This is a genomic window from Paenibacillus sp. P36 (genome assembly GCF_045866505.1).
Classification (GTDB): Bacteria; Bacillota; Bacilli; order Paenibacillales; family NBRC-103111; genus Paenibacillus_E; species Paenibacillus_E chondroitinus.
In genome coordinates this window covers 3,872,212-3,897,193 of the sequence record NZ_AP038372.1, presented here as the reverse complement: position 1 = coordinate 3,897,193, position 24,982 = coordinate 3,872,212, and the positions used below count along the sequence as shown (strand labels likewise).

The window sequence follows — 24,982 nt, the reverse complement described above, 5'->3', positions numbered from 1 at the left end:
GTAACCTTTTATCGAAAAAACCGCGCTAAGCGCGGTTCGCAATTGCTTTTTTTCAGCATCAATCTTACTTCTCCGTTCCCTGTAAACCCACATGCATAACCGTACGGCTTCCACCCCACGTGGAAATGAAATCGACTTGTCTCGAGCAGGAGCGGCTCTCAAAGTTAGCATGGCCTGTTTTATCCTGCGCAGTTCCATTCCCTGGGCTGTGTATATTATCCAGAAAATCGACTTTGCCGACCGAACTGTCATAGGCGATACCAAAAGCACGCCATTCATCATGTGCGGTCTGCAATTCCTGGGCCGAATATGATCCGCCAATCTCCAAATAACCTGTTGCCCCGGCATTTGCTTTCGTGCTGGCCCATATCGCTTGTGTCAATTGACTACTGCCAGTAATTGCATACGACTGCTCTGCCGCTAAGATAGCACCGTCGATCTTCGCTTTCTTTTTGGCCGCTTCTTTCTCCTCAGCGATCCTGATCTCATGGACATGAACCAATGATGTTAGGGCAAGCTGTATTTTTTCTTTTGCCGCTTTAATTCTTTGATTAAGCGTCAATATTTTTTCTCTTTCGAGATCCGCATTGTTCTCCTTTTCCCATAGCGCTGCGTGCCGTTCTTTGTCCGCCTCTACGAGATCAAAAGCGAATGATTTATCCAATTCAATAATTCGATCGAGGTTGAACGTCCCTTGGGTTTGCTTGCTTGCGATATCAGCAGCTAACAGATCATTGGATTCCACATAAGTTCCCATATCGAAACTTTTGAAGGGAACCACTTTCTTCGCTGTAAGGAAGGTAAAAATAGCCCTTACATTCCCCTCACTAGGATCGCCCGAAAAACCTTGTTCATCCATTTGAGCCCCTGTGCATTTACTCCTTAACGTTTTCCATTCCGAGTGGCTAAGTTCCTTGGGAATAATCTCAAATTGTTTATCCGAAGTGCACCACTCATAGAATTCCTTAACATCCGAATTATCCAAGTCGCTCCAATATTCATCGATTTGGCTAATTAGTTTGGTTTGCTGCTTGGCAGCAGGCCATCTCATGGCTTGTATCAGAGGCGTCCCGACCATCATCTGCTGGACAGCTTTATTTCCAATAGTTCGTTGTAATTGTAAGAGATATGAATAAGGATGATTCGACAGATTCTGCTGTGTACTTGCCCTTCTTGAATTCCCTCCTTGTGCTGGTTGTTTGACTGCTTGACTCGAGCTACGTGCGTGCATTGGGCTCCCCCTTGCAAAAATACATCTAATTTCGCAGGATATGAATTCGACATTATCTTATCATATTCGCCACACCTTGGATATATTTTCCTGAGTCAAAAAAACCTCACCTAAACAGCAGCATGCTGAATAGATAAGGTTTTTGAAGCCTACATTAAAAATAATTCCTTAAATGCGCCGCCGCTTTCACGATACCTTCCCGTTCCTTCTCCAGTGTGCCCCAGAACCGGTGATCCTCCAGCTCAATGGAAATCGCGCCCTTGTAGCCAAGGCGGTCTAATCGCACAGCGACCTTACTCCACTCAACATCCCCTTGACCTGGTATCGTGTAACGCCAAGAGCCTTCCGAGAAGCCATATTTCGCACCAAAAGTTGCCGGCAAGATGCCGCATTCATACAACTCATCATGCAGAATTTCGGTATCTTTGCCATGGCAATGATTGATTCTTTCGCCGAACTCTGTCAATGTGCGCAAATAATCGATACCCAGCCGCACCATATGAGACGGATCATAATTCAAGCCAAAATGCTTGGACGGGAGGGCTTCAAACATGGCGCGCCACATTTCCGGAGTACAGCCAATCGTCGGATAATGAGGAGCAGGCCCTGGCCAACCCTCAATGGCGATGTAGACGCCTTCGCGTTCCGCATGGCCGACAATCTCCGGGAATGTATCCTTCCATATCGCGAAGCTCTCCTGACGCGATTGCGTATGATCTTCCGGCACGAGACACATGAACATGACCTTCGCACCTAGCGCAGCCACTTCCGTTATCTGCTTCTTGACGGCTTCGGCCGCATTTTCTCTGCGAGCATCCTCTTCGCTTAGAAGTGTGCCACCCATTTGCACCGCATCGACGGAACCAATTCCGATTCCCGCTACGTCACATATTTGTTTGACTTCAGGATTCAAATGAGGGACATCGAGGACATCCAAACCTGCTTGAACGGCCCATGCTGCCGTTAACTCCAAACCTTCAGCACCGATTTTAGGCGGGATGCGCATTCCTATTTGTAATTTCATAGCATTACTCTCCTTATGCCAACTTAGCCTTAATAAGGTTTATAGCCCCCAGCTTGATAGATCATCTCGGTAAACTTAACGACTTTCAGCGCAAATGTGCCTGGCACCTTAACCTCATGCCGTCCTAGAATGGCGTCGATAAAGCTTTTATCCTGATTCGTCGTTTGTTTAGGCAGTTCAGGAACAACCGGCTTTTCTCCAAAGCGCTGGATCGTAATTTTACCATTATCGTAAAAAATACCTCCATCTTCCCCGCAAAACACATAAGTTTCATGCCAGCATGGCGCAAATCCGATAATGTTTAGCCCAGCCACAGCGCCTTCCTCGAACCGGATGGAGGTAAAAGAATCGATCTCCACTGGTGCTCCTTGGGTGTGCAGGTTCGTCTTCACTTCAGCCGGTGTAAGCCCCGTCGTCCATAGGAGCACATCGACGATGTGACTGCCGGAATCCATCAGCATACCGCCGCCAGACAGCTCAGGAACTTGTCTCCACAAGCCGGTCGTGAACTGTTTCCATTCCTGATACAAAGATGCCGTAATCGACGTCAGCTTCCCAATCTCACCGTTTGCAATCGCATCGCGAATGAACAGGAATTCCGGCTGGAAATGCCGTTGGTAGGAGACCTGCATGACTTTCCCAGCCTTCTCTGCTGTTGCAATCAAAAGCTCCGCTTCCTCTGATGAACAAGTCATAGGCTTCTCAATGAGGACATGCAGCCCTCTGCTCAGCGCATCGGTCGCTTGCTGGAAGTGCAGCGTATGCGGTGAGCAGATCACGACAGCATCCAATTCGATCTCATCCAGCATCACTTTATAGTCTGTATAATGCTTTACACCTTCAAGCGCAAACTTGGCTGCAAACTTTTCTCGGTTCTCCGTGCTCGTATCACAAAGCGCTATAATGTCCGCTTCCTCTAATTCCAGCAGTTGACGGCCATGTACTTGGGAGATTCCTCCCGTTCCAATCATACCAATACGAATTTTGCTCATTGGGTTGCAGCCTCCTATTTAATACCTGAGAAAGTAATTCCTCGAATAAATGCTCTTTGTACAAAAAAGTAAAGCAAAATAATAGGCAGCGTAATCATAACCAGCGTAGCCATCATCATCTGCCACTCGGCGCCGTGCTGCGATTTGAACGACTGCATGCCAAGCATCAACGTGTATTGGCTATCGTCGGACAAATAAATGAGCGGCCCCTGATAATCCGTCCAGCTGCCCATGAACTGGAACAATGCAATTGTCAGCAAAGCAGGACGGCACAATGGAAGAATGATTTGCCAATAAATGCGAAGCTCTGAAGCGCCGTCAATGCGCGCAGCATCTTCCAGTTCTTTGGGCAAACCCATAAAGAATTGGCGCAGCAAGAAAATGAAGAACGGTGCTCCGAAAAAAGCAGGAAGCCAAAGCGGGATGCTGGTCCCGACCCAGCCGAAATTTTTGAAGGCGATAAAAATGGGAATCATCGTGACCTGATAAGGCAGCATCATCACGATGAGCGTCACGGCAAAAAGCGGCTTCGCCCCCCTCCAAGGAATTCTAGCCAAGCTATACGCAACAAGCGGGCAGGATAACAGCACCGCGAATGTTGCCAGGCCAGCAATTGTAAGCGTGTTCTTCAAATATTTGAAAAATGGAATATAATCTAACGCTGCAGGATAGTTGCTCCACTCCATGACATGTGGAATCCATACTGGAGGCCATATGAACAATTCGTCATTTGCTTTGAGTGAAGTAGACACCATCCATAGAAATGGCGAAAGGAAAAAGGCGCCAACGAGAATTAACAAGAGATGTGAAAAGATTTTTCGAACAGTTCCAAGTTCTGTGCTTCCCATAATAATCTCTCCTCCCTATTCTTTTCCTTGATAATGGACCCAGCGCTTCTGTGACGCGAAGATCAACGCCGTTAAACCGACCACAATCAAGAACAGAATCCAGGCCATCGCGGAAGCATAACCCATTTTCAAGTAACCGAAACCGTTCGTGTACAAATACATGACATAGAACATCATGGAATTAGCCGGCGTTCCCTGACCATTTGTGAGGGTATAGGGGAGAACAAAATTCTGTAAAGCGCCGATGGTGCCCATAATTAGATTGAAAAAGATAACAGGTGTCAAAAGCGGTAACGTAATCGTTTTCGTTCGCTGCCAAGCACTGGCTCCATCCACGCTGGCGGCATCGTAATAATCTTGGGGAATATCCTGCAAGCCTGCCAAGTAAATTACAACCGCTTGCCCCGTGCCCCACAAGCTCATAAGAATTAAGGACGGCTTCGACCAGGCCTCACTTCCGATCCACGGCGGGCCGGAAATCCCGATTTTTTCCAACCAAAAATTCACGAGACCGAATTGCGGGTTGAGCAGCCACAACCAGATGATTGTAGTCGCGACTGGAGGGACTAAGCTAGGAATGAAAAACAACGTTCGGTAAAAACCTTGACCGCGTATTTTCAAATTCAGCAGCAGCGCCAGACATACCCCAAACGCAATACTGAGCGGAACGAAAATCACCGTATAGTACAAGGTATTATAAATACTGATCCAGAATACCTGGTCTTTGAAAAGATTTGCATAATTATCGAAACCTACGAATTCTCCGGGTTCAAGAATGCTGTAGGTGGTTAGGCTGTAGTAAGCTGACATAATAAGCGGATAGGCGTGAAAGAGAAGCAAACCGATAATCCAAGGCATTGCGAAGATCAATCCGAATAAGGAAATCTTTCTTTCGAAGCGCGTTTTCTTCGTCTTTACAACACTTGCGGAAGCTGACAGTTTATTGATGGAAGTTTCAGTCTCAGCCAATTTCAATCCGTTCCCCTCCTTTTCAAGTATCAGAGGCAGGGCCATGCAGAATGCCCTGCCTCCTATTTTCTAGAATCTAATTACCAACTTTAGCTAATTCCGTGTCCACATTCTTTTTCACTTCATCAAGCAGCGTTTTGGCATCGCCTTTGCCATGAATCGCCAAATCTTGCACCCTGATGGATTCATTCCACAAGAAGGCGCCTACAGGGGATACCGGTCTTGTGTATGCATTTGGCATTAAGTCCAGAAATACCTTTAAGTTCGGGTTATCAGACAGCTTCAACTCTTCATTCACTTGCGGCATTGCCGTAATATCATTTCCGGCTTTCGGACGTTTGGCGTAGAGCAGCGTACCTTCCTTGTGCGCGACGAACTTGACGAATTCCCATGCTTCCTTCTCATGCTTGGAGCCCTTCGGAATAACGTAGGACCAACCACCTGCCCAAGTCGTCGGTTTGGCGCCATCTGCTACAGGCATTGGAGCAACGCCCCAATCGAAGTTTAATTTGTATTTCGCCAAATCATTCAAAATCCAGTTGCCATCAAATTCGAAACCAACCTTACCTGTCCAGAATGGATTCATACCGGTTTGCCCCATGGCATCGGAAAAACTGGTCAAGTTCCCGATGTCATACTTTTTCGCATAGTCAGCCATCCATGCAAGCGCTTTAACGTTCTGCGGATCGTTTGGCGTCAAATTATGGCTGCTATCTTCCCACTTCCCGCCAAAGTTCCATGCATGCGTGAATAAGTAGCCTTGATTCATCCAGGGGATAAATCCGATTTGCGAATATTTGCCGTTACTGCCCTTTTTGAAAATTTTCTCCGCCATTTGATCTAACTCTGCGATCGTTGTAGGTGGCTTATTCGGATCAAGTCCCGCTTCTTTCATCAGCGTTTTGTTGTAGAACATCCCGCGATTATCAGTACCCCATGGTAACGCATAAACTTTGTCTTTATACACCGTTTCGGCCCATAGCCCTTTATAATAGTCATCTGGAGATATTCCACTGCTCTTCACATAACCCGATAAATCTGTCAGTGAACCTTTCGCCGCCCAAGAACCGATCAAGAATCGGTCGAACAAAGCGACATCTGGCGGATTTCCGCCGGCAATAGCCGTCAGCAATTTATCGGAGGCTTGTGTTTGGCCTGTTGTCTCCACGAAGGTCATTTTCACTTTTATGTTAGGATGCTGCTTCTCAAATACGTCTACTACCGTAGCTTTAAAATCCTTCTGATAGTCTCCGCCCCACGGAAACCAAAAATCAATGGTAACTGGATCTCCTGAACTTGTAGCTGCTTTAGGTGTGCTAGCGTCTGTGCTCTTTGTGTCTGTTCCTTTGGTACTTGGACTGCTCGATGCGGTGTTCGTGGAACTGCAGCCGGCCGCTGTCAGAGTAATTGCCAGTGCTGCTGAGAGGGGGAGTGCAATCAACTTTTTACTTTGCCAATCGATACGTTTTTTTCTATTATTCATATTGATCCTCCTTTAAGTTTCTCACTCGCTGATGAGCTCACCTTTATTGTAGGCGCTTTCAAGGTCTCCTTTAAACGTGGGTATTTTTGTTTTTAGTGTATTATTTTTGTTCATTCACGGATTTCGTCATAATCGAAGTGGTAGTACGAGCTTCACTGTTGTTCCTGACCCCGGCGTACTTTCAATCGATAGACCATATTCTTTGCCATAAGTTAGCTGAATTTGTGAATGAATGTTTCTTAAAGCAAAATTATGCTCTCCCTCCCACTCATCACTGGCCATCATAGCCGTAAGCTCCGCCATTTTATTCGGTTGAATTCCAATTCCGTCGTCCTCTACCTCGAAGTGTAAAATCTGACCGTCCATTTTCCAACGGATATCCAGCCGGCCTTTGCCACGCTTATTCTCAAGACCATGATAAATCGCATTCTCAACAAGAGGCTGAAAAACGAATTTCAGCACTTTATGGTTCAGCATGGCGGAATCTATGTTCATATTCACCGTAAATTTGTCCTGATATCTTACTTTTTGAATCGATAAATAACTCTCTAGCAGCTCAACGCTTTCTTTGACGGTTACAAAATCATTTCCTTCACTTAAGCTGATCCGGAGATATTTCGATAAACCGAAAATCATTGTACTGATCTCATCGACCTTATAAATGCGGGAAATCCAATGAATGGAATCCAATGTGTTGTATAAAAAGTGGGCGTTAATCTGCGAGGCCATCATTTTCAATTGCGTTTCTTTTTTAAGCAGTTTTTGAATGTACACTTCATCTATTAAATCCTTAATGCGCGTCACCATCGTGTTAAAACCGTGATACAGCATGCCGAATTCATCCTTGCGTTCATCCATAATTTGCACATCGAAATCGCCTTCTCTTGCCCTGCGCATGGACCACAGCAGCATTCTGACCGGCTTATGCATTTGCTTGGCAAATAAAAACGCTAAAGCGATTGCCACGACGCTAAAACCAATGACGAGATAGACTGTGTAGTAGGCGATTTTTCTTGAATCGCTGACCAAATTTTGAATCGGAGCCATGCCGACAAGCTTCCAATCATTAATTTTCAATTGATCATAAACGACCATGAGATCTTTGCCATCGACCCTGTCGGTTAAATACCCGCTTGGATTCGGGGGAAGGTTCAAGCCTGCTGGACGCATGCTTAATGAGCCGTCCGAATCGGCAACAACCGTATCGTCCTGATTCACAATATACGTCGTACCTTGCGCTTGGAAATCAACCTCTGACAAAAATTGCTGGATCAACTCCGGATTAAATTCCATGATGAGCACGCCAAGCGTTTGATCCAGATTATCGAAGTTCTTGAGCGAGCGCCCCATCACAAAAACCGGTTTATTGTCTTGATCAATCGTTGATTTAACAAGGGGGGATCGGATGCCATACCAAACCACCTGACCGTTAGCCGCTTTAATCTGCTTGTACCAATCCTGCTCTTTCTCTACCTTGCTTACCATCGGTAGTTCTGTGAAACCCGTGTTCGTGAACCGGTAGGAAGCACTGCGCTCACCCAAAATATAAATGTTCAACGTATCATTTTTGACATTTACCAAATTGGATAAAAATTTGCCGATCTGTTGGTTGTTATAGCTTTGATCGTAGCTGTCCCGGTATTCACCCAGAATGCCTTTCTGAATTTCCTTATTGCCAAATATCAATAAAGACCTGTTATCATATTCGTTCATAATAAGCTCAAGCCGTCTATTCGCTTGCTGAATCGTTTGCCAAGCTACTTGCGAGACTTTGGAGCTGATAATTTCATTTGCTTTATGATAGGATAAATACCCCATGAGCATGATGGAGATCGTGATGCTTGCAAAAAATAAAATGAATAATTTATAGCCTACGGAACGCCATTTGAGATGCGCAAGAAGCTTCAAGCTATTGTCCCCTCCAAATTAGGCATTAGACGCCAATATCGCGATACTGAGCTGGTGTCATGCCCTCCTGCTCTTTAAACAGTTTCACAAAATGCCTGAAATCCTGGTAACCCACCTGCTCCGCCACCTCATAAATTTTAAGCGTCGAAACCTTGAGCAGTTCCTTAGCTCTGTTGACCCGAAGACGAATTAAGTATTTACTGAACGTCTCCCCCGTTTTTTCATGAAATATTTTGCTAAAATAAGAGGGGTTCAAAAACAAATGCTCGGCAACCCGGTTCATCGTAAGCGGTTCTGTATAGTGCTTCTCCATATAGTCGACAGCAAGCTCGATAAATCTTTTTCGATTTCCCGAGGCGTTATCGCCTGGCTGGAACTGGAGCAGAATCGTAAGGAGCACATCCTTGAGATCTGACAAAGCAAAGTAGGGAAGGACAAAGCTCTTAGTTGCCTCTTTCAAATCTGAAGCATAATTGATTTCCAATTTCATCTCCACTTCTGTGAAGAGTGAGGTTAAGCCCTTTCTCAACACATACGGCGAACATTTCTGCTTATGCATTTGCAAATGTCCGAACAATTCATCAATCAAAGCACGAAGCGCAGCATCATCGCTAAGTTTCACAGCATGTACAAACCTGGTTACCCAGCCATTAGGCGGCGTATATTTAGGGAGTGAATGGGACTGAGGCACGTCCATCTGATCCGCATCATAAACCTTTCCATATCCTTCGTAGAACGCATAGGCGGAAATCTGTACGGCTTCTTGGAAGGAGGCATGAATGTCTGTGATCTGACTATTTTTACTGATTCCAATGTTAATGCCGATCCCCAAGTACCGCCAGCAAGCGGAGATGAGCGTCTCCCAAATCCCCTGCTCATGGGCAAGATCAGCTTCCTTGTTAGACGAAACTAGAATGGCTAAATCTGTATCGGGGTCGTCATGCAAAGGACAAGCGATCATCTTCATGGCATGTTTCCCGGTTTCTTTGGCGAGATTGCCAATGGCATGGCGCAGCAAGTAATGCTCCTTCGGGTTGTGCTCATGTACACCCCAGTCATAAATCTTGATCATGATGACTTTGATCTGGTCGGGGTCGAGTGGAATGTTCAGACGATCCCACACCGTTCGCGAGAATTGTTGTGAAGCGCTTCCATTTGTGAGAAGTGTTTCAACATACCGCTGCCGCGCCAGCGGCAAACTTTCTCGAACGCGTTCTGACATCTGCACGAATTCGTTATGATCTTCTCTCTCACGTTTGATTTGCTCAATGCACTTTCGCACAACCTCCAGCATGAGGGTTTCCTCGATTGGCTTCAGCACATAATCAACGGCTCCGAGACGCATCGCTTTTTGCGCATAGCTAAACTCGCTGTATCCGCTAATAATAATGATTTTCGAGGGTATATTAGCGTTTTTTACGGCTTCAATGAAAGCAAGACCATCCATACGCGGCATTTTGATATCTGTGATGATGATATCCGGCATCTGGTTTTGAATGAAGGTTAATGCATCTTCTCCATCCTCAACATCTCCTATGACTTCAATGCCTTCTGCTTCCCAATCAATCGTTGTAACTAATCCTTGACGAACCCACCTTTCATCATCCACGATTAATAAAGAGTACATCATTCATTCTCCTCTCGTATAAAAAGGTCCGTTACCCTTCAAAAACGCTTATTACTTAGATGTCTTTTCCATACTTTACATGAATTTGATAGATCTGAAAAGTGGGTGCTAAAAAGATGTCCATGTCCATAGAAAGGAAATAACTGGAGAAACTCCAGCTATTTCGACGTTTGTACCTTAAACCTCATTTTTGTTGCCCGATTTCCGCCGCTTCATGACGTTATTCACCAAGTTTTGGGTTGCGTCTTGTGTGGAATCAAACACATTCTCAATAGCGTTTTGGACATAATTTGTGGCTGACTGCCCCATGTTATTAAACATGCTCGTTTTGTTTTCAACGACATTCTTTTGGCCTTTCGACGTATCAGGCATTGTATTTACCTCCCATTTCGATTGGTTTGACACTCGGTCTAATTTCCCAATTATGGAAAAATCTTATTCACAAAAAAGCGAGGCTGCCCCATACGAAGGGCAGCCTCGCTCTCTTTTATTCTAAAAGTCCGCTAAGCTCAGCGTCTTTTTCTGCAATTGTTTTATTGCCAGGCATTAAGCCGAGTCGCTGGGTCATCTGCTGGCTAATGTTCCCGAGCCGTTTCGTGTGCTCCGTAGCCGATTGAATGATTGTCCGATTGGACTGTTCGAATAGATCCAGTGCACTAAAGAGATCATTCATGCCACGCTCTATGGAATCCATCTGTAAGCCCGAGTTCCCAAGCAGCTCGTTCGTTTTCTGCGTCGTTTCTTTCAATAACCGTGAGTTGTCCTCAAACATTTTATTAAGTGTCGCGTTCGCCGAATTGACTGCATCAATGGTTTGTACTTGATCCTCGATCGCCATTGAAATCATCGCGGATACAGTTAGTAGATTCTGCGTTTTGTCAATTGTCGCATCAACCGCATCAATGAGTTTATCATTATTGTCATTGATGATATCCGTACCCGCAATCGCTTGCTGATAGAGGATGACCATTTCCTGAAATGACTGGATACGCGTCACTACTTTACGAAGGCCTCTTTCGAGATGAACCTTACGTCCTTCATTTTCCGGCTTGCTAATCTCCGTTTCAAACAACTGCTTTAAGTTCTCGCCCATGGCAATACGCATTTGAAGGTTGTAAACCGATTCTAAAGAGTTTTTCTTCAATGTTTTCATGTAAGCCATATTTTCTTCCAGTGTTTCCTTGCCATTGCGAAGCGATTGGACGATCGCATTCACGTTCGTTTTTACGGACTGATATTTATAAATATAGTTTTTCAGCGGTGTTTTTTTCATGATTTTTTCGAAAAAACCCAACTGCTTGCTTTTGCTCAAAGAATCAATTTCATGACGAAGTTTCAAAATGTTGTTTTGAACTTCTGATCGTTTGCCGGACATCAATTCATTCACAGGGCGCTCTAACATGGCTAAGGATTGACCCGCTTGCTCCATGGTTTTGGAACCCATACGACCGATGGAGTCCATCAGGACTTCTAATTCCATGTCATCCGTGGTCGATACTTTTTGGAGCATTTGTTTCGCTTCCTGCTCTACTCTCTGCAAATCTGCCGATTTTAATTGTACTAATTGGGTTGTCATCGTTAGTTCCTCCTTTAGTCTTCAGAACGATAGCGTTGTTGGATGAGTTCCATTCGCGTTTGCAATTCCATGAGATCTTTTTGTTCAATTGTCTCGACATAAGCGGAGAGTTTGGAGTTAATATCCTTAATCCCCGTAAGCAGAAGTCGACGATTCAGCCGTTTCGCTTCTCCGCCCAGCTTCAGAAAGGGGTTAATCGCGCCATTCAGATCCTTGAAGATCAACCGTTGTATGTTATGATTCATGTTTGCATCATTTAGTTCTTTCAGCTGCGGAATTAACCTGCCGACTCTTGATAGTAAACTAAGCGTCTTCTCTACGATTTCATTATCCAGCGTGTTCTTCTGGCCTTCGGATATCATCGTCTCTTCGATGACATGAATGTACTCTGCTATCGGACCCCAAAATGGATCGTTTTCACTTTCACTTTTACCCTGCGGCTCCATTTCACTGCCCGGATTCGTGCGGCTTGTACTCCCCGTATTCGTTAAAGAATCACTGGCAGTATTTGAACCTTGCAGCCTTTTCATTTCCATTGAATAATTGCGACTAATCAGCATAAGACTGCCTAATGAGAAAGTAGTTGGCACTAATAAGTTAACTGCGCCAGGCAGAAAGCGGGCAGTTATGAGACTTACAACATACCCCAAAACGGATATGCCTATAGCAACTTTAAACTTTGATTGCACCGTACATCCCCCTTTATTCACCCAGTTGTTAATTCATCTATAGATCTATTATACATTCAAACACCAAATTCACACAAAGATTGCTGACATTTCTTGTCGCTTTCTCTCCTTTTTCGATATAAAACACTTATTTAGCAGAAAAAAATAGTTGAGCAGGATGCTGATCCCCGCCCAACTATTCACTTTAAATCGCTTATCAAGCTTTAACAAAGACCGTTTTAATATCCGTATAAAAATCTATCGCTGCTTGCCCCTGCTCCCTAGAGCCGGAACTGGACTGCTTAACGCCGCCGAACGGTGCTTGCAATTCCACACCAGCGCTCTCCGCATTGATCCGAACCATACCGGCATCAATATCCTGCAGGAATGTCAGCATAGTCGAAATATCCCGCGTAAAAATGGAAGCGCTGAGTCCAAATTTCACGTCATTCGCGATTTCAATCGCCTCTTCCAGCGAATCCACCTTCATAAGAGCAAGCACAGGGCCGAAAATCTCTTCCTGCGCGATGGTCATTGAGCTGGAGATGTTTTCAAAAACGGTTGGTTCAACGAAGTAACCGGCCTCCAAATCCTGCCCTTGCCCTTTTCCGCCTCCACACAGTAAAGTGCCGCCTTCTTCTACACCTTTTGTGATATAGGAAAGGACGGTGCGGTACTGGTTTTCACTTGCAAGAGGGCCCATCCACGTTGCAGCTTCAAGGCCGGAGCCTAAACGGATGTTCTGAACTTTGTCCAGCAGCTTCGTCTTAAAAGCTTCGTAAATGTCGGTATGGACGATTACTCGGCTCGTCGCTGTGCATTTCTGCCCCGTGGATTTTAAGCCTCCGCTAATGGTGGCATCAACGGCCAGGTCTAGATCCGCATCCCGTGCCACGATAACGGGGTTCTTCCCGCCCATCTCAAGCTGGTACTTGGCTCCTCTTGCCAGAGCGCTTTGCCCGACTTTTTTCCCCACTGCGTTCGAGCCTGTAAATGTGATGCCCTGGATGTCCGGGTGATCAGCCATTGCTTGTCCGATGAGGCCACCGTCGCCTGTCACCATATTGATGACACCGGCAGGAAGTCCTGCTGCATGGAAACATTCCATGACCAAAGCCGCGGTTACCGCTGTTTCTTGCGCTGGCTTGAACACAACGGTGTTCCCGTAGATCAGAGCAGGAGCCATTTTCCAGATTGGAATCGCAACCGGAAAATTCCAAGGCGTGATGACGCCGACGACACCAAGCGGCGCACGGGACGTGAACATCAACGCTGTGCTATCCGTTGAAGGGATTACGTCACCGATACTTCGCATGCCTTCACCGGCGTAATACCGCAAAATTGCAACCCCGCGCGCGGTTTCCCCTTTTGCCTCCGGGAGCGTTTTCCCCATTTCGCGGGTCATCATTTCCGCAATTTCATCCAAGCGCTGCTCCACTTGATTGGCAGCTTTGAACAAGAACTCGCCGCGTGCCGATCCCGATAATTTGCGCCATCCTTGCTTGGCATCTTTTGCCGCGCCAACAGCTTCCTCCAGATCATCCAACGTTGACTTCTGGATGTAGCCCACTGTTTCACCTCGGTTAGCCGGGTTTATGCTTGCTTCAACCAGGTTGCTGGAAGCTGTTTTCCACTCCCCGCCGATATAATTGAGAAATGTTTGAGGTTGAAACATCGTTTAATCCCTCCCGCCTCTAAATTCGGTTAATGCCGCGAGCAGCGCTTTCACATAGCCGATGGAATACGCCCAACCGACCCAACCCATGCCGGATTTCGAAGGATTATGCGGTGCACGGTCCATTTCAAGTGAAGTAATGTGATCCGGGTTAATACAGCCGTTATAGCCAACCTGATGCAAGGCTAACAAAATTTTTGCCATATTCATATGTCCATCGTCCAAAAGCGCCTCTTCAAATGCCCCGGCCGTCGCCAGGCTGCCCCGAATATTACGGAAGTGAACGAGAAAAATCCGATCTTTACGCCCGTATTGATAAATTTCATCAAGAACCAGCGGTGTGCCGCCTGCTTCTCCGCGAGTACCGACGCAATAAACCAAGCCAACATTTCTGCTCGGATAAGCATCAATAACGCGATGAAAACCAAGCCCGCCGAATGGCGTATTATGATGCGGCGTATCGGAGGGATGAACAGCGAGATTGACATTGTACTCTTCTGCCAACGGAACCAGCTTGTCAAAGACGAGATCAAAACGCTTCCACCAAGCGTTCAATTGTTCCACGGTAGGAGGCTGCTTGTCTGGATTCCGGTGAATAGATTCCCCGCGTACCAGCGCCCCTCCTCGGTGCACAGCCGTGTATTCCTCTGACAAATAAGGAAAGACATCGCCCGCAAACCGCTGACGAACAAGCGTGATCCCCGCTTCGCCAAAAGCTTTGATGGCATTGCTGACATGATCCAATTGGATCTCAGATCCAGGTTCCTCCAACATGAAACTGCTTGATATATCTGGCAGCGTCACACGGTTAATGTCCATCCCATGTGATCGAATTCTTCGTCTTAACTTGATCAGTTGATCGAGGTCCGGATAACCGAGCTCCTTCACGCCGGGAAAGGAAGATCCCCTCGTAAAATCAATACAATCAACGCCTAGTTGGCACATTTGTTTTAAATCGCTATCAGACAGATCGCAAGTTGGAACTTGAATCGATACCTTCATCATTGTTCATTACCTCCTATAGGTTATTGGCAGCAGCGATCAAGTCCACGCTCTTTTTGATAATCGATTCCAACTGTACATAATGCTCACGCTCAACTTGAACGAGCGGTGACCGAACTTGTAAACCAACGGGCAGACCGACGATATCCATCCCTGCTTTGATAAGAGAAACCGCATAACCTTTGCGTTGCTGACGGATGCGGTGAATCGGTAAAATCACTTCGCGATAGATCACTTGCAGCAACTCCTGATGGCCTCCGATCAGGCTCTCATGAAATTTCCTTGAAACTTGAGGGATATAATTGGATATAGCCGATGAATAGGAATGAAAGCCAAGTGCATGATAGGCAGGCATCGTCAGTTCCGCCAGCGGCATTCCGTTCATCCATTGCAGCTTATTTCCAAGGGATTGCACAAATTCAATATTAAGCTCGAAGTTGCCTAACCCGTCCTTGAACCCGATGACGTTTGGCAGATTAGCCAATCTTTCAAGCGTCTTTAATGTAAACACCGCATTATCACGCTGATAAATAATAACTGGCAATGCCGTGCTCTCAGCAATCGTCCGGTAATAGTTATACAGCCCTTCCTGTTCAGGGATGATCAGGTAGGGCGGCAGCAGCAATAATCCGTCTGCTCCAATTCTTTCCGCCAATTGGACGCGTTCGACCGCTTCCTTCAAGTTGCCCCCTGCGCCTGCAAAGACAGGCACTTTTCCAGCCGATACTGCGACTCCGATCGTAACTAGCTGCTCATATTCTTTGATATCCAACGATTGAAACTCTCCGGAACCCGCACAAACAAATACGGAATCCAAGCCACCCGCCAATAAAAATTGCACATTCGCTTCAAACGCTTTTTCATTCACATTCTCGTTATGATCAAACGGTGTTACCGGAAAACCCATAATCCCAGCCAGTGATAGATGTTTTTCGCTTCCCATATCGAACAACCCCTTCGTGTGATCTTCCATTTCATTATAGGAAAGGAACACGAAGTCAGTCTTTGTAAAAACACGCCGCTTTTTTAAAAAATTCCGTGATATAATAGATGTCACCTTACTAGAGGGGAGTAACGCTTTCGTGCTGAGCCATACTGTTTATTCTCGAAGTAACTTATACCTCAACCAACATGTGAATCAGCTGCATGGCGCCTCCGCATCCATCTTTGTTCACTATTGGGGTGCAAAGCCGCAGCATATGGGAAATAACCCCCATGCGCATTCCTTTTTTGAAATTTGTTATGTCGTCCAAGGGGAAGGCGTTTACTTTTCAGATGGTGTAACCTATCCGCTGCGTGCTGGAACGCTTTATTGTTCCAAGCCTGAAAGCAGACACTATATACAAAGCGATGAGGGCATGCTGCTGCTGTTTTTTGCCATTGAGCCCGTAGCGTCCGAATCCAGCGAAGCTTTTATTCGCGATTTTCAGCAATTAAGCGCTTATCCGCATTTATTCATCCCGAATGCCGAGCAAACTTCGCCTGCACTTATTTGGCAAGCACTGCTCCTGCATGCGGCTGAGTCCGAAATTCGCTATAAAGAATCTATTGAACATCTAGCCTATACGCTGGTCATGAGTTGTATCAGCTTATTTCTGCAGCACTGCCTTTCTGGCGATACGGCTTTATCCACAACGCGAACAGAACTTCAGGGCACTCTCAAGCGGGCAAAAGAATATATCCAGACTCATCTCACGAATAAGATAGCGCTTTCAGAAGTAGCCCAAAGCCTGCATCTGTCTGAGCGGCAGCTCTCCCGCCTCATGGCGGAAGAATTAGGGCAATCCTTCCCTTCCGTCGTCAAAACCGAAAGGGTCAAAAGGGCCGCCTATCTCCTAGGTTACACAGACATTCCGCTTAAACAAATTGCCGAAGATACCGGCTTTGAAAGCATCCACTATTTCACGCAAGTGTTCACCAAGGAAATGGGGACTCCACCAAGCTCCTTTCGCAAAAATAGTCTTAACACCGAAACTGTCGATGCCTGGATTCACAAATATTTAGAACAAGTAGCAACCCGTTATCAAAAAAATCTGCCTTTGCATCCAAATGCAGTGCTCAAACGTATACAAGATGCAAAGGAGTTGTAATCATGATGGAATCAAGGGAACAATTGCTGCAAGAGTTGAGCATCGTTAAAACTTGGGAGTCTGAACAGAAGGATTTATGGTTTTGGGAGAAAATCGGGCGTCTGCCTTTTCAATTGTTGGACCGGCTGACACCTAAAATATTGAACAAGAAGATTAGTGAGGCTTTAAATGAATTAGGGAATTATTTGCAAGCGGGTGGCCGATATCTCATCTCTGAAGCCGGGACATTGCGCCATATCGAAGAAGTGCGTCACCGAAGTGAAGGTCATCATCGGGTCCATACACAGATTACTGCTATAGAAGACGTGGAGACACTTCCCCTCCGCATCCTGGATCAAGCAGCAGATGAGATCATTCACAATCGGACGAAGTTAGCAACGCTCCAAGGAGCAACGACAGGAATTGGCGGCATTCTGACACTGGCCATCGATGTTCCGGCCGTTCTCGGCCTGTCTTTGAAAACCATTCAAGAGCTGGCCATCTGTTACGGCTATGATCCCAAAATCAAGCAGGAACGCATCTTCACGATTAAATGCATGCAATTCTCTTCTGCGGATATCGTCGGCAAGAAAGCGATTCTTGATGAACTCAGCGACTATGCAGCAAATGATCAAGCAGACGCGCAGATGATTTCACAGCTGCAAGGGTGGCGGGAAGTTTTTGCAACCTATCGCGACAATTGGGGGTGGAAGAAACTGTTCCAGTTGATTCCTGTTGCCGGCATCCTCTTCGGTGCATGGATCAACCGCGGGACGCTTAAAGATGTAGGCGAATCCGCAAAAATGCTGTACCGTAAGCGTAGAATTCTTGAGCGATTAAGTCATTTAGACAAACAAAACATTGAGTAGTTCCCGAGCCGATTGAAACTAATGAAGTCTCCATTCGTATTAAAAATTAAAACGATTGGAGGCTTCCTGACAAATGATAAAATATTTGCTAAAAAAGCTATTAGGCTCCATCTTCCACTCCAAACACCAAGGTTATCGTCACAATAGCAGTCATCGAGTCCATTATGGTCGTCGTCATTCTTCATCCGATCGATATTACGGTAATGGTCACGGCCAGCAAGGTCATGGTTATTACCGAAACAGACAACATAGTTCAAGTTAACCATAAGCCGCGAAAGTGGCTTTTTTGTTTGCTTTTAAGGATGAACGAATTATAGCTGCTGCAGGATTGTATTCAGTTCATCAATGAATGCTTGCGTACTCGTATAAGAAGGCTCTATTTGAAGCAGCTTGCGAATCATACGTTTCGTCGCCGGTGTGAGATCAAGCTCCTCCTCCCATCCTTTCGCACTTTCCTCATGCACTTCCGATGTCTCAAAGGTTGAATACAACATGAAAAGCAAAAAGTGACCAATTGCATACAGATCGGATGTCACTTCAGTAGCCCGCCGCCTCTGCAGCGTTTCCTCCTCTGTATACTCTGCTGGCTCCCCGATTCGCGAAGCTAAACCAAAATCAATTAAATAGATGCGATCCGCCTGCAGAATGACATTAGGAATCCGGATATCGCGATGGACAAAACCTTGCATGTGCAGGTAGGACACCACTGGCATTAGCTTGTGAATCAGGCTTAACGCTTCTTTTTCTGAAAATTTTGCGCTTCTTTCAAAAATTAAATCTTCAACCGTTTGCCCTTTCACATAATCCATGAGCATGAACATCTGTTTACTTTTCTCGAAGAATGCCAGACATCTTGGTATGGACGGATGTTGCAGCTGCTGCATGATTTCGATCTCCTTTTGCAACAGGTCCCGCCCCAACTTCCCTTTACTTGGCTTCGCTTGCTTAATGACGAGTTCTCCACCAGTCCTGATGTCCTGGCACAAGTAGGTTAACCCATAACTTCCCATGCCGAGAAATCGCAGGATCCGATACTGAGCTTGAAGCAATTTCCCTTCTTGCAACGGATAATCGATCCAAGAAGCATACACTTTTTTCACATAGGCAAGCAATGCCATAATCGCTCCTTATTGTCCATTAGTTTTCATCAAGTTTCTTGATTTTTTGTTGAAATCGCAAACAGCCGTAGGCTAGCAAACATACACATAAGAATTCAATGGGAACCAAGTAGGTAAATGTGTTTCCAATGAGTTGTGAGTGTGGTTCGAAGAACAGTTTAGGCACATTTATGAGTAACAGCACCAAGTTGGCTAGTGCTACAACGCTTAAAGTGAGTTGTACTCTTTTGAATAACAGCTTTAACGACAAGCGCTCGGTGTAAATCTCATACGATTCGCCTTCACGAAACGGCTTTCTGAAATAATGCCAGCCGAAAAGAGAATCTACGTGCTCCCAGCCTGAATCTTCAAAAAGAGCCTTATATTCATCGAGATTATCTTTGCCGCTGATTTTTTGGTAATCCATGCGATAGACATAGCGAACCGCGCTATTTTTCTCAAAACGATTGCGGAATACCCCCGGTTTGATCAGGTGTAGGCCTTGTGCAGACAAAGAAGTGAACCACGACTCATCCTTCTCATAATTCCATACAAATGAAAATCTAGTCCGATATTCGAATTGGTTACTTAGCGTATTGGTCATCATTAGCACGCCCTCTCTCCTACTCTACATTTGCGATGGCTGATCTAGCATTCGACAACAGTTCTTCCATACGTTCCATCTCAGCTTTTAATACAGTCCTGCCCAACTCGGTTATCGCGTACAGCTTGCGACGTGAATCAGCACCAACATCTGCCTCAGGCGCATTCTCAATTAACCCTTTTTTCTGCAGCGTATTTAATGCTGTATATAAGGTGCCTGCACCTATGCGTACCCTGCCGGCGCTCATCTTTTCCACATCCTGCATCATCGCGTAACCATGTGCCGCACGGGGATATAAAGCCACTAAAATATAGTAAAATGCTTCCGTCAATGGCAGCAGATCTTTGGAAAGCTCCATGTGATTCTCACCTCCATTCAATCCATATTTATATCGCCTTCTGTTATATCGAATCACAATGCATCGTATATCGATATAATAAACCATGATATATCGAGTGTCAATATAGTTAGCGATAAAAAAAAACCGCCAGAAAGGTACAATCCTTCTGACGGTCCTTTTATGTTCAGTTAAGTGTTCGGCTGCATACGGAGCTTCTTTCGTTTTACAAGTGCCAGTAAAAGTAGCAGAAGCGGACCTGCCACCATGAAAATCGGGAAAATGTAAGGAGCAGCCACTTTTACAGGAAAAATGACGGATATCTCCTCATAGTTAAAGGGGATTAATGTGGCTAACAAGACGATCGCCGATATCACCCATGTCATTTTTCTCCAGTCTTTCAAACCAAAAAGCTGTGATGTGCCATAACTTGAAACAAATAAATAGAGCGATAATTTAGTAAAAACACTCATAATCCAAATTGTTATAACGATCGCATCCAGGTTTTCGATGATACCACCAACGGAAATCGATCGAACGATCATGAGCATAGGATATGTGTAGTTAGCGGCCACGTTGTGTCCAAACATTAAGATGCTGAAAATAACGGATATTAATGTTACGATGCCGGAAAGCATAACGCCTCCTACCGCATGGCGGACAATCTGCTTCTTCTGCACGACAAAGGCAATCAGCATAAGCAGCATGATGCAATCGCCTAAGAAGGCGGCCGCTGGCAGTGAACCTTTCATCAATGCCAGCAAACCGTTATCGATATAAATCGGCAGCAGCCGATCTCTGTCTAGTTGATTAATGGCCAAAAACATAGGTCCTATAACGCCAATTAAGATGATCGGGCCCGTTAGTTCACAAATTCGGGCAATCACGCCAACACCATGCACAGTCGGATAGATCACAACGAGAAACATGGGGATTTGGATTAAAAAAACCGGCGTTCTGGGCATGATTGTCCCAGTAATAAACAAACTGAATTGTTTTAATATGACGGTAAGAATGACGATCCAAACCAGCAAATACAACACCGAAATCACACCGCCAAACCATTTTCCAAGCAAAATCCGGTTAAATTCAATGAGTGTTTTATCAGGAAAAATGGAAGCAAGCTTCCCGCAAATATAAGCGATTCCTACCGCCACCGCGGTAGAAGCAATCAAGGACATCCAGGCATCCTGATTGGCCAATTGAATAGCTGGCCCAGTTGTCAGCAGAATGGTCATAATGACTTGCGTGCTTACCATCATCCAGAATATTTGGCGGGTCGTTAAAACCATGTCACTCATCGCTAACCTCATCTCTTCTCTGATGCACAGGAATATTGGCAACTCCAGGCCCTTGTATAGAACTATCAACTTCGACTTCTACATCCAAGTTTTGGAATAAAGAAGTCCACTCGCCCTTCTTCTCTTTCCATTTAAGCGGATATTTTTTGTGAAATGCCCTCGCAAATCCTACAACATCAGCTTTTTGCTCCGTTTGCAAACGATGCAGGGTATGTACCATAATTTCCTTCATTGCTTGATTAAAAGGCTCCTCAATGCGTCTCATGGCATCGGTACCTTTTGTTATATTAATTGAGCTTGAGTTTTGAATGACATTTCCATCCAACGATAATTTCACTTTCATTTTCCAAACGCCGTTTTCAATCGAAGGGTACAGCCGAATTTTGGTATGCATGATCTTGATGACAATGTTACCGCCGTCTAATTTTTGAGTCATCGTTATATTTCGTCCAAGATCTTTTGGTCTTAGTAATCGAACTCCCATGATGTCTTCAGGACTTAGAAAACCTTTTAATTTCTGCTTTTGGATGACGGACATTCCTTCGACAGTTAGAATCTGCTTTTTAGCCTTATTCGTGATTAGGGGGGCAGGTGCGACTACTGGTAAAAGAAAAGATTGCGATTCAGCGCTTAACAGTTCCTCTACTTCGTGCATGGTAGAAGAATGGTTTACCGGCTTCTGGGAAAGTTTAATTAAGGTTTCATAGGTATTAGGATCCACTTGCGACTCCAACAGCTGCCTGGCGGTTCCTTTGCAGATAAAGAAGTTGGATTGCTCCCGCGTCTGGATATCTCTGAATAAGAAATCAAACTCGTCACTCAAGCCCTGTCTTGCCAATTCTTCCCCAAAAAAGAAGGCTTTCGCATGTCCCCAAGAAAAAAAACGAGGCAGTTTCTTTTGCAACTCACTTAAAGCATCCGCCATAGATTTGCCCACCGATGACATGGTGTATACATTTCCCTGCCCCCCGCCATTGCCCTCACTGCCTCCTGAGGCTGGATTCGGAATAAAGACCTGAACGGTCATTTCGATTTCATCTTCATCTTTCGAGTCTACTCCTGCGGAGATAATCAAGGCCATGTCGTTGACCTCCACACGATCCCAGCAGCCTGTAGTCATAAGCAGCACTAGTATAAGTACTGGGAAGCCAATCCGATGCCTCAATTCTCTTCCCCTCCATCAATCCTGCATCATTACTTCCTATCCGGCTTATCGCCTTGTCTTTTGATATTGCCTTCACTATAGAACAACGGTCGCGTCTTAAATTTATTGATAGGGGCCCTGAAAAGCACATCTTTAATACCGCTTAGGGAAATTGGAGCTAAAGGAGCCATGTAGGGAACTCCAAATGAACGAAGTATACAAAGATGGCTTATGACTAACAACAGCCCCAGAATTAGGCCAAACAACCCCATAATTCCTGACAAAATCATAATGGGAAATCGCAGGATTCGAAGCGCAATGCTTGCTGAGTACTGAGGCATCATAAAAGAGGATATCCCGGTAATGGCAACGACCATGACCATTGGCGCCGAAACAAGGCCGGCTTGTATCGCCGCCTGGCCAATGACAAGCGCGCCAACGATACTGACGGCTGAGCCGACTTGCCTTGGAAGTCGAATACCCGCTTCACGCAGCGCTTCAAACGTAATTTCCATGATGAGCGCTTCCACCAAGGCCGGGAACGGGATCTCTTCCCTCGATTTGGCCACGCGCAGAAGCAGGGTAGTCGGCACCATCTCCTGATGGAAGGTTAAAACCGCCACATAAACTGCAGGAGCGAGCATCGCGATGAGGAAAAACGTGTAGCGGAGCCAGCGAATTAACGTCCCGATTAAATATCGCTGATAATAATCCTCAGGTGATTGCATCATGGACCAGAATGTTGCTGGGACAATCAGCACGATAGGCGTATTTTCGGTCAGAATAAGAATACGTCCCTCCAGTAAGCTTGCTGCAGCCACATCGGGGCGTTCTGTTGCTTGTATTTGCGGAAAAGGCGAATACGTATTGCCCTCAATCAATTCCTCGATGTATCCGCTCTCAAGCACACCGTCAATGTCGATCTGCTCTATTCGCTCTGAAACCTTGATGATAATATCAGGCTTTGCGATCCCATGGATATAAGCCATGGTGACTTCCGTTTTAGAATAAGTCCCCACCGTGAAGGTGATGAACTTTAAAGCCGGCGTCTTTAATCTTTTGCGAATTAATGAGGTATTGATCGTTGTCGATTCAATAAAACCTTCTCTTGAACCACGGACAACAGATTCGGCTAGCGGCTCTTCAACAGCACGTGTATCGTACTTCATAAGTCCAATGGTTAGAGCGCCTTGTACGGTATCAATGAAGACAACGGATCTGCCTCCCAGAACATCGTGGAGAACTTCACCAATAGTTTGGATCTCATAGACATCAGACACATTGACATAATCTTTGTAAGTTTCGATCGAGCTTACAGAGTCTACCTTCGAGTTCTTTAGCGGGGTAAGCACGTTTCCATCCAGTAGCTCCACATCCACAGCGCCTCGGAGATACAGCATACAGGCGTTCAACCCGTTGTGAGTGTGAAACTGAGTGAACAAAACATCCGCACAATCTGTAAAGTAGGTTCGTAATATTTGCAAGTTCCCGGAAAGTTCGGCCGAGACAGCGGTCTGATAGGCTTCTTTCTCGACACTTAACTCCCTCGGAATCTCCTTCTTCATGCCAAACTCTCCTTAATCACACACTTTTTACTTATTGTTATGCGCTTAATATTGTTGGAATATTCAGGTTGATGTGGAAGGAAAATCGAGTTCTCCAAATGGCAAATAAAAAACCTCCCTATTCAATAGGAAGGTCTCGTTTCAAACTCTTTTCATTTGCATCACTTTCTCCAAAATGACCGTGTCATACAGCTGTGATGCCGTACTTACACGACATTGTGTCCAACTCGGCAAGTGATTCCCCTCGGGCCACGAATAATTAAACAGCGATTTTAACCCATTGCCGTATCGCATCAAAATTTTCACACGACTGCTTGCTAATTGTCTCAAATCCTTAAGAACCTCCTGCTTATCGGCCACATGTGAGGCCACAATAATATGCGTAGCCTCTTGAGCAAAGGCCAACTCTTTCAATGGTTGGTGGGTGAAAGTTACTCGGTTTACCCAGTCGCTCATTGCCGCTGCTTGCTTAGCAAGCTCTACCGCTTCCTCGTCTAAATCTTGTCCAACCACTTCTGCTCCGGACACTTGGGCGATGGTTAGCAGAGAGACAGGGAAAGCTCCTGAGCCAATAAACAACACTTTGCAGTCTTGATCAATCTGTAAACAGGCTAACTCGGAACGAACGGAATCTGATATTAAATCCATATACTTGCTTTGCTGGATTTCATCCTTTTCCCCATGTCCTGCTTGATATTTCTCCAAAACACGCAAAGCACGAATGGACGTTTCCCTCACATTTCGCGATAGTTCCTGCACTTCAGTATTCGACTGCCATAATGGCCAGTTTTGAACATTCTCCTCTTTATGTATAAAATCACACAAGTCATCTAATTTATTTTTCAACATCGTGTAACACTTCGGAAAAGCGCTGGTATACGCTGTTATTTGCCTAATTTCAAACTCCAGCAATTTCAAACTTAAAATAAACTCGTATTCCTCTAGCATGGATCCCCCTCCTTTTTACCTACTGATAATACATATCTGACTCTT

Annotated in this window: 23 protein-coding genes; 2 read left to right on the top strand and 21 right to left on the bottom strand. The window is 45.4% G+C overall.

Going from position 1 to position 24,982, the window contains the following annotated elements:
* Window positions 1–64: 64 nt before the first annotated feature.
* The 14 genes from ACKTT9_RS17485 to kdgD all read right to left on the bottom strand — a co-directional run bounded on the left by ACKTT9_RS17485 (window position 65) and on the right by kdgD (window position 15,946).
* Window positions 65–1,231, bottom strand: coding sequence for a hypothetical protein (locus ACKTT9_RS17485; protein ID WP_407872567.1), 1,167 nt, complete (start codon window positions 1,229–1,231; stop codon window positions 65–67).
* 154 nt (window positions 1,232–1,385) lie between these two features.
* Window positions 1,386–2,255 carry a sugar phosphate isomerase/epimerase family protein gene (locus tag ACKTT9_RS17480; RefSeq protein ID WP_407872566.1) on the bottom strand — a complete coding sequence of 290 codons (870 nt, stop codon included), beginning with the start codon at window positions 2,253–2,255 and terminating at the stop codon, window positions 1,386–1,388.
* A gap of 29 nt (window positions 2,256–2,284) precedes the next feature.
* Window positions 2,285–3,247: a Gfo/Idh/MocA family protein gene (locus tag ACKTT9_RS17475; protein ID WP_407872565.1), complete on the bottom strand. Its 963-nt coding sequence runs from the start codon at window positions 3,245–3,247 to the stop codon at window positions 2,285–2,287.
* Between the two features lie 14 nt (window positions 3,248–3,261).
* Window positions 3,262–4,095, bottom strand: a complete 834-nt coding sequence (locus ACKTT9_RS17470) for a carbohydrate ABC transporter permease (RefSeq protein WP_127454137.1) — start codon at window positions 4,093–4,095, stop codon at window positions 3,262–3,264.
* A 15-nt stretch (window positions 4,096–4,110) separates the two neighbouring features.
* A complete protein-coding gene (locus ACKTT9_RS17465; protein ID WP_407872564.1) occupies window positions 4,111–5,070 on the bottom strand; it encodes a carbohydrate ABC transporter permease in 960 nt (319 codons plus the stop codon).
* 70 nt (window positions 5,071–5,140) lie between these two features.
* Window positions 5,141–6,547, bottom strand: coding sequence for an ABC transporter substrate-binding protein (locus ACKTT9_RS17460; RefSeq protein WP_127454135.1), 1,407 nt, complete (start codon window positions 6,545–6,547; stop codon window positions 5,141–5,143).
* 126 nt (window positions 6,548–6,673) lie between these two features.
* Window positions 6,674–8,455: a sensor histidine kinase gene (locus ACKTT9_RS17455; protein WP_407872563.1), complete on the bottom strand. Its 1,782-nt coding sequence runs from the start codon at window positions 8,453–8,455 to the stop codon at window positions 6,674–6,676.
* Window positions 8,456–8,480: 25 nt separating this feature from the next.
* On the bottom strand, window positions 8,481–10,085 hold the full coding sequence (locus ACKTT9_RS17450; RefSeq protein WP_407872562.1) for a response regulator: 1,605 nt from the start codon (window positions 10,083–10,085) through the stop codon (window positions 8,481–8,483).
* A gap of 174 nt (window positions 10,086–10,259) precedes the next feature.
* Complete coding sequence (locus ACKTT9_RS17445; protein ID WP_407872561.1) at window positions 10,260–10,454, bottom strand: hypothetical protein; 195 nt, start codon at window positions 10,452–10,454, stop codon at window positions 10,260–10,262.
* 115 nt (window positions 10,455–10,569) lie between these two features.
* Entirely contained in the window at window positions 10,570–11,658 is a 1,089-nt protein-coding gene (locus tag ACKTT9_RS17440) for a toxic anion resistance protein (protein ID WP_407872560.1), read from the bottom strand.
* Window positions 11,659–11,672: 14 nt separating this feature from the next.
* Complete coding sequence (locus ACKTT9_RS17435; protein ID WP_407872559.1) at window positions 11,673–12,347, bottom strand: hypothetical protein; 675 nt, start codon at window positions 12,345–12,347, stop codon at window positions 11,673–11,675.
* Between the two features lie 196 nt (window positions 12,348–12,543).
* Window positions 12,544–14,001: an alpha-ketoglutaric semialdehyde dehydrogenase GucD gene (gucD, locus tag ACKTT9_RS17430; protein ID WP_407872558.1), complete on the bottom strand. Its 1,458-nt coding sequence runs from the start codon at window positions 13,999–14,001 to the stop codon at window positions 12,544–12,546.
* 3 nt (window positions 14,002–14,004) lie between these two features.
* Window positions 14,005–15,006 carry a mannonate dehydratase gene (locus tag ACKTT9_RS17425; RefSeq protein WP_407872557.1) on the bottom strand — a complete coding sequence of 334 codons (1,002 nt, stop codon included), beginning with the start codon at window positions 15,004–15,006 and terminating at the stop codon, window positions 14,005–14,007.
* Window positions 15,007–15,019: 13 nt separating this feature from the next.
* On the bottom strand, window positions 15,020–15,946 hold the full coding sequence (gene kdgD / locus ACKTT9_RS17420; protein WP_407872556.1) for a 5-dehydro-4-deoxyglucarate dehydratase: 927 nt from the start codon (window positions 15,944–15,946) through the stop codon (window positions 15,020–15,022).
* Between the two features lie 139 nt (window positions 15,947–16,085).
* Here kdgD and ACKTT9_RS17415 point away from each other — a divergent pair, with 139 nt between their 5' ends.
* Together ACKTT9_RS17415 and ACKTT9_RS17410 are read left to right on the top strand one after the other, a co-directional pair.
* Window positions 16,086–17,093, top strand: coding sequence for a helix-turn-helix domain-containing protein (locus ACKTT9_RS17415; protein WP_407872555.1), 1,008 nt, complete (start codon window positions 16,086–16,088; stop codon window positions 17,091–17,093).
* A gap of 5 nt (window positions 17,094–17,098) precedes the next feature.
* Window positions 17,099–17,941 (top strand): EcsC family protein, encoded by an 843-nt coding sequence (locus ACKTT9_RS17410; RefSeq protein WP_407873059.1) that lies wholly within the window; start codon window positions 17,099–17,101, stop codon window positions 17,939–17,941.
* A gap of 311 nt (window positions 17,942–18,252) precedes the next feature.
* Here the strand turns inward: ACKTT9_RS17410 and ACKTT9_RS17405 are convergent, their stop codons facing one another.
* From ACKTT9_RS17405 to ACKTT9_RS17375, 7 genes are all read right to left on the bottom strand, one after another.
* Complete coding sequence (locus ACKTT9_RS17405; RefSeq protein WP_407872554.1) at window positions 18,253–19,059, bottom strand: serine/threonine protein kinase; 807 nt, start codon at window positions 19,057–19,059, stop codon at window positions 18,253–18,255.
* A 19-nt stretch (window positions 19,060–19,078) separates the two neighbouring features.
* On the bottom strand, window positions 19,079–19,645 hold the full coding sequence (locus ACKTT9_RS17400; protein ID WP_407872553.1) for a DUF2812 domain-containing protein: 567 nt from the start codon (window positions 19,643–19,645) through the stop codon (window positions 19,079–19,081).
* Window positions 19,646–19,661: 16 nt separating this feature from the next.
* On the bottom strand, window positions 19,662–20,000 hold the full coding sequence (locus ACKTT9_RS17395) for a PadR family transcriptional regulator (RefSeq protein ID WP_407872552.1): 339 nt from the start codon (window positions 19,998–20,000) through the stop codon (window positions 19,662–19,664).
* A 170-nt stretch (window positions 20,001–20,170) separates the two neighbouring features.
* Window positions 20,171–21,280 (bottom strand): endospore germination permease, encoded by a 1,110-nt coding sequence (locus tag ACKTT9_RS17390; protein WP_407872551.1) that lies wholly within the window; start codon window positions 21,278–21,280, stop codon window positions 20,171–20,173.
* Window positions 21,273–22,445, bottom strand: coding sequence for a Ger(x)C family spore germination protein (locus ACKTT9_RS17385; RefSeq protein ID WP_407872550.1), 1,173 nt, complete (start codon window positions 22,443–22,445; stop codon window positions 21,273–21,275). Before ACKTT9_RS17385 ends, ACKTT9_RS17390 begins: the two co-directional genes overlap by 8 nt.
* A gap of 29 nt (window positions 22,446–22,474) precedes the next feature.
* On the bottom strand, window positions 22,475–23,989 hold the full coding sequence (locus ACKTT9_RS17380) for a spore germination protein (RefSeq protein WP_407872549.1): 1,515 nt from the start codon (window positions 23,987–23,989) through the stop codon (window positions 22,475–22,477).
* A gap of 141 nt (window positions 23,990–24,130) precedes the next feature.
* Window positions 24,131–24,937, bottom strand: a complete 807-nt coding sequence (locus ACKTT9_RS17375; RefSeq protein ID WP_407872548.1) for a class I SAM-dependent methyltransferase — start codon at window positions 24,935–24,937, stop codon at window positions 24,131–24,133.
* Window positions 24,938–24,982: the final 45 nt, after the last annotated feature.